Here is a 5,092-nt window from a genome sequence, read left to right on the forward strand (position 1 = left end):
TGCCGTCAGTCTACATGCCTCAAATCAGCAGCTACGGGAGCAACTGATTCCTAGTGCCAAGCACTATCCTCTCAAAGCACTATTAGATGAATGTCGAGACTATGTAAACTTAACAAGTCGCCGAGTCACCTTTGAATATATCCTTTTGGGTGGACTGAATGACTCTCAAAAACATGCTGTTGAGTTGGCTAAGAACCTGAGGGGGTTTCAGAGTCATGTCAATTTGATTCCCTACAATCCCATTAGTGAAGTAGATTACCAGCGCCCTAATTACCGCAGGATTCAAGGCTTTGTTGAAGCTCTTAAGCAGCAACACATTGCTGTCAGTGTACGCCATTCCCGTGGTCTTGACAAAGACGCCGCTTGTGGACAACTTAGAGCATCTAGGAGTAATTAGAAGTAATGTTTTAAGGTAAGCATTCAGCCGTCAGCCTTGGCCTTGGCCTTTGGCCACGCTACGCGAATGGCCACGCTACGCGAACAGCCGTCAGCCTTGTGGCACAGGCTTTGGCCACGCTACGCGAATGGCCACGCTACGCGAATGGCCACGCTACGCGAATGGCCACGCTACGCGAATGGCCACGCTACGCGAATGGCCACGCTACGCGAATGGCCACGCTACGCGAATGGCCACGCTGTGCGAACGACGCTGTGAACTAACTTAGATTAAACAAATGCTTACCTCTTTATTCAAAAGCTAATAGCTGATCGCTGATCGCTGATCGCTGATCGCTGATCGCTGATCGCTATTAGCTTACCATTACCAACCTACTTCTTGAGCTACTCCATACAATTCTTCTAAATGTCGGCAAAAATCACTGTAGGTTCCAATTGGGCGTGCGTCTAATCCAGTTAAATCTAAATTTTCTTCAGTACTTTTCTGTTGGAGGTCTACTCCTTCCTGCTTGTTACGCATATTTAATCGGTAAGCATTTTGGTCTGGATAAATTTCAAAAATTATCTCGATCGCGTCTTCATAGGTATCTAAGGAAAGACTGAGATCGAAGGGCTTCCCAGGTAAAACCAAGCTTATGCTGTCATAGCCTGTTACTTCTTCTGTGTAAAAAACTTGGGATTCGGACATGGTGACAATGATTTGAGTCCAGGCAGGAAAGCTAGTCATGTTTCTTCTCCTTTAGATAGTGATGGTAGGTAGTAATAGCAATGCCCCTGGGCTTAACCTGGAACTAGTATCGAACCCACTGAACACACGGATGCAATAAACACACGGATGCTACAGTTGAGCAATAGGTGATTCACCACGGCACTAGGGAGGCTATCCCAATAAACAATACTAAGAGCTAATTCGTAAAGTAAATCTTAAGAAGTATGAAAGCCTTGCTATGATTGTCTTTTAGCTATTAAATAGTTCAATTGTTCTATGTTGACGCAAGCCTTATCCTACAAGGTTTAGTACGAGTTGACGAATCAGCTCTAAAAATAAAAATAGTAGGGTAACCATGATACCAGTAATGACGAAGGATGTGATTGCCCAACCCCGTTGATGGCGCTTAAAGGCTTTGATACTCTTCCAACGGCGACTTTTCCATGCCCACTCATTGCCCTTGATTCCCAAAATAATCCCCATCACTGGCCAAGCCAGAAATCCAGTCACTAACGATAGATCACTCCAGGCAATCAGTCCAATCCATACTTGATTGGTGACACACCACAAACCTGGTAAACAAAAGGCACCCCAGTTCCAGCCTTGAATCTCTGCTGGCACTGGAACAGATTCGTCAAACACTTGCTTGCAACCGGAATTATTGATGGGAGTCGGTGGCGGGTAGGATTTAGACTGGGGAGTTACAGCTACAGTACCCTTGATTTCTGTTTCTCTAACCTTAGAATCATCAGACTCATCAGTTTGAATCAGCTCTAGAACCTCTTGAGCAGATTGGAATCGCTCAGAGGGTTGGGATGCTAGCAAACGAGAGAGAATAGGATTAAACTCTGGAGAGAGGGTTAGTTCTTCTTCAGTTCGCCAGTTGAGGGTATAAGGGTCAACCAGTTCCTGGGGCTGTTTACCAGTCATCAGTACTAGTGCTGTTACTCCCAAAGCATAGAGGTCACTATGGGGAGCAGCAATCCCTAAGCGTAGCTGTTCATCAGGGGCATAGCCAACTTTACCTAGGCAAGTCCCACCAGCGTAGATGGCAGAGTTTTGCCCACTGGTTACGGGAGTATTGACTTCTAGGGCAATTTGTTTGACACCACCCAGGTCAATTAATACTGGCACTCCATCGGAAGCACGACGGATAATATTATCTGGAGCAATATCCCGGTGAATTATGCCTAATTGGTGTAGGTAGCTTAAGACCGGGAGCAATTGCCGAAACAGTTGGATAATTTCGGTTTCGCTGAACCGTTCCCCTTTGCTTACTCGTTCTTCGAGTAAGGTTTGATAGGTTTTTCCTTCAATGTAGTCTTGGACGAGAAACAACCGTTTGCCATCCCGAAAAAATTCCCAGAATCTCGGAATTTGGGGGGATGAAAGCTTGTGCAGCATGGTTGCTTCCCGTTGAAATAGTTCTTCGGCTTTTTCTAGGGTATGGGTGCCTTGGTTTCTTGGAGTCAGCTCTTTTAGGGTTACTAGTTCATTAAAGCGTCCAGTGTCTTTGGCTAGGTAGGTTTTGCCAAATCCCCCTTGTCCTAAGGTACGTTGAATAATGTAGCGATCGCGTAATCGGCTTCCAGTCTCTAATCTATGGTCTAGATTAGTATTGTCCAGATTAGTATGGTCTAGATTAGTATTATTTAGATTAGTCTCTAGGGGACTGCTACTCGGAGGAGATAGAGAGGCACCACAACGAGAGCAAAAACTTGCCCGACTGGGATTGATTTGCTCACATATCATACAAGTGATTGAATTCATGGCTCCACTCTTTTGAATACCAGTTGGGTTCATGCCGTTGCTGCCTAGTTAATTGGTATTATATTTGGCACTATAATTGGCTCGATATGATCTATTTTAGCCACCATGAGAAAAATCATAGTTCATTCAAATGCGCGGCTTGGAGTAAGTATTGTGGACGGTTGATGGTGAATTGTCAACAAATTGTTAACCGAAGGCAGCAATCATAATCAGAAATATTTAATAAGAAATATTAATGTCGCAATTATTAACTATTTCAGGCTTAAAATTAAAATTTATAGCACTACGCATTCAGGTGTTTGACATTGATACAAGCAGCAAAAGCTGTCGCAGTTAACTTTTAGGTGCGACCCGTGGCGAATTTAATTCTTAATGGGTTAAGCGCACCTTTGCCTCTTGCCTCTTGCCTCTTGCCTCTTGCCTCTTGCCTCTTGCCTCTTGCCAATGCCATGGGCGTAGCGCTTTATGTGCTCGAAGTAGGGTGATGGTGCAAATAACAGGAACAACAAAGTTACTGGGTGTGATTGGTGATCCAGTGGAACATTCGTTATCACCACTGATGCATAACCGAGCGATCGCATCCTTGGATGTGGATTATGTCTACCTAGCTTTACCGGTAAAATCAGCAGATTTGAAAAATGCGATCGCTGGTTTTGAGGCGATTGGTCTAGTGGGCTTCAGTATCACTATTCCTCACAAACAGAGTATCATCCCCTTGTTATCGGAAATTTCAACAGTGGCTCAAGGGGTGGGAGCAGTGAATACTGTTTATCGCACCGATCAGGGTTGGATTGGTACGAATACCGATATCGAAGGATTTATCTCCCCGTTGAAACGGTATAACCGGGATTGGAGTCAAACTACTGTAGTCATTTTGGGGTGTGGTGGTGCCGCACGAGCTGTAGTAGTGGGTTGTGCTCAACTCGGTTGTACTGAGATTCATGTGCTTGGTCGCAATCAGGACAAGTTAGGTCAATTTAAGCAAAGCTGGATCAAGTCTGACCTTGCTATTACTATTCATACTCATCCTTGGGAACAACTACCGGAACTCCTGCCCCAAGCCAATTTGTTGGTTAATGCTACTCCAGTGGGCATGTATCCCAAGGTCGAGCAGTCTCCTGTGGATGAGCTAGCTATGGCCAGGTTGCCGGAAAATGCGATCGCTTATGACTTGATATATACTCCTAATCCCACTCAGTTTTTACGACAAGCCAAGGAACAGGGCGCGATCGCAATTGATGGATTGGAAATGCTGGTGCAACAGGGAGCAGCAGCTTTCAAAATTTGGTTAGGACAAACTCCACCAGTGGATATTATGCGTCACGCTCTGCAGGAGAAATTGGGATTATTGAAAAGTTAGTTACTTTTTGCGAAAATGCAGAATTCCCCAACTGAGGTAACCGTTCTTGCCAGCATCAATCCAATGATTAAGACCTACTTTCATGGCGTCAATGTAATCCTTGCCACTATCGGCAACGGCTTGCTGATAATTGGCATCTACCGTTTCGAGGACTCGCCGATAATGGTTCACCAGTTGCGCCGTTAGATCAATCACCTGGATTTCTTCTAAACCTGTAACCTTAGCAGCCTTGCGATAGAACTCAATAGAACCAAGGGAGTCGAGGTGAATGCGGTCTAAAACCGGTTGCAGCAATCCTTCGGGACAGTCATCACTCTGCATGGGATCAGTGAAGATGAATTCACCTCCCGGTTTCATCACCCGCTGAACCTCTTTAATCAACTGAATCCGGTTACCACTGTGCAAAATTGCATCCTGAGACCACACCACATCAAACTGTTCATCCTCGTAGGGAATGTCTTCAAAACTACCCTCGATTACTTCAATCAAAGACCCAAGTCCCTGTTCTTGGTTCATTTGAGAATTCCGTTGATTCTGAACTTTGCTTACATTCAAACAAGTGACATGACAACCGAAGGTTTTAGCCAAATAACGGGCTGCTCCACCATAGCCCGAGCCAATATCGAGAACGGAGCTATTTTCATTCAAGTTCAGTAATGAGGCGACCCGTTCAACCGTGCGGCGACTGGCATCAAAAACAGGTTCATCTTCCCGTTCATAGATACCAACATGAATATCTTCTCCGCCCCAAACAGTGGCATAGAATTGATCAGCACTATCACTGTTGTAATAAGTTCGAGCGGTATCAACGGTTGTGGAATAGTTCACTTGGTTTTGTCCTTTCAACTTCTTTTTGA

The 5,092-nt window shown here is 45.0% G+C and carries 6 protein-coding genes and 1 pseudogene; 4 read left to right on the plus strand and 3 right to left on the minus strand.

Going from position 1 to position 5,092, the window contains the following annotated elements:
• Together F6K57_RS36355 and F6K57_RS36360 are read left to right on the plus strand one after the other, a co-directional pair.
• Positions 1-397: pseudogene (locus tag F6K57_RS36355) on the plus strand (23S rRNA (adenine(2503)-C(2))-methyltransferase RlmN); the annotation flags it as partial.
• Between the two features lie 36 nt (positions 398-433).
• A complete protein-coding gene (locus F6K57_RS36360) occupies positions 434-655 on the plus strand; it encodes a hypothetical protein (protein WP_293073002.1) in 222 nt (73 codons plus the stop codon).
• A gap of 105 nt (positions 656-760) precedes the next feature.
• Here F6K57_RS36360 and F6K57_RS36365 read toward each other — a convergent pair whose 3' ends face one another.
• Positions 761-1,123 (minus strand): hypothetical protein, encoded by a 363-nt coding sequence (locus F6K57_RS36365; RefSeq protein ID WP_070395832.1) that lies wholly within the window; start codon positions 1,121-1,123, stop codon positions 761-763.
• 273 nt (positions 1,124-1,396) lie between these two features.
• Positions 1,397-2,875, minus strand: coding sequence for a serine/threonine-protein kinase (locus F6K57_RS36370; RefSeq protein WP_293073005.1), 1,479 nt, complete (start codon positions 2,873-2,875; stop codon positions 1,397-1,399).
• 353 nt (positions 2,876-3,228) lie between these two features.
• Here F6K57_RS36370 and F6K57_RS36375 point away from each other — a divergent pair, with 353 nt between their 5' ends.
• Together F6K57_RS36375 and F6K57_RS36380 are read left to right on the plus strand one after the other, a co-directional pair.
• A complete protein-coding gene (locus F6K57_RS36375; protein WP_293073008.1) occupies positions 3,229-3,360 on the plus strand; it encodes a hypothetical protein in 132 nt (43 codons plus the stop codon).
• The gene (locus tag F6K57_RS36380; RefSeq protein ID WP_293073011.1) at positions 3,360-4,235 is read left to right on the plus strand and encodes a shikimate dehydrogenase; all 876 of its coding nucleotides are present in this window, start codon (positions 3,360-3,362) and stop codon (positions 4,233-4,235) included. The genes F6K57_RS36375 and F6K57_RS36380 overlap by 1 nt, the downstream gene beginning before the upstream one ends.
• On the opposite strand, the gene F6K57_RS36385 is transcribed toward F6K57_RS36380, so the two are convergent.
• On the minus strand, positions 4,236-5,092 hold an 857-nt coding region (locus tag F6K57_RS36385; protein ID WP_293073014.1), incomplete at its 5' end, for a methyltransferase domain-containing protein.

The sequence above is a fragment of the Moorena sp. SIO4A5 genome (assembly GCF_010672005.1).
Lineage (GTDB): Bacteria > Cyanobacteriota > Cyanobacteriia > Cyanobacteriales > Coleofasciculaceae > Moorena.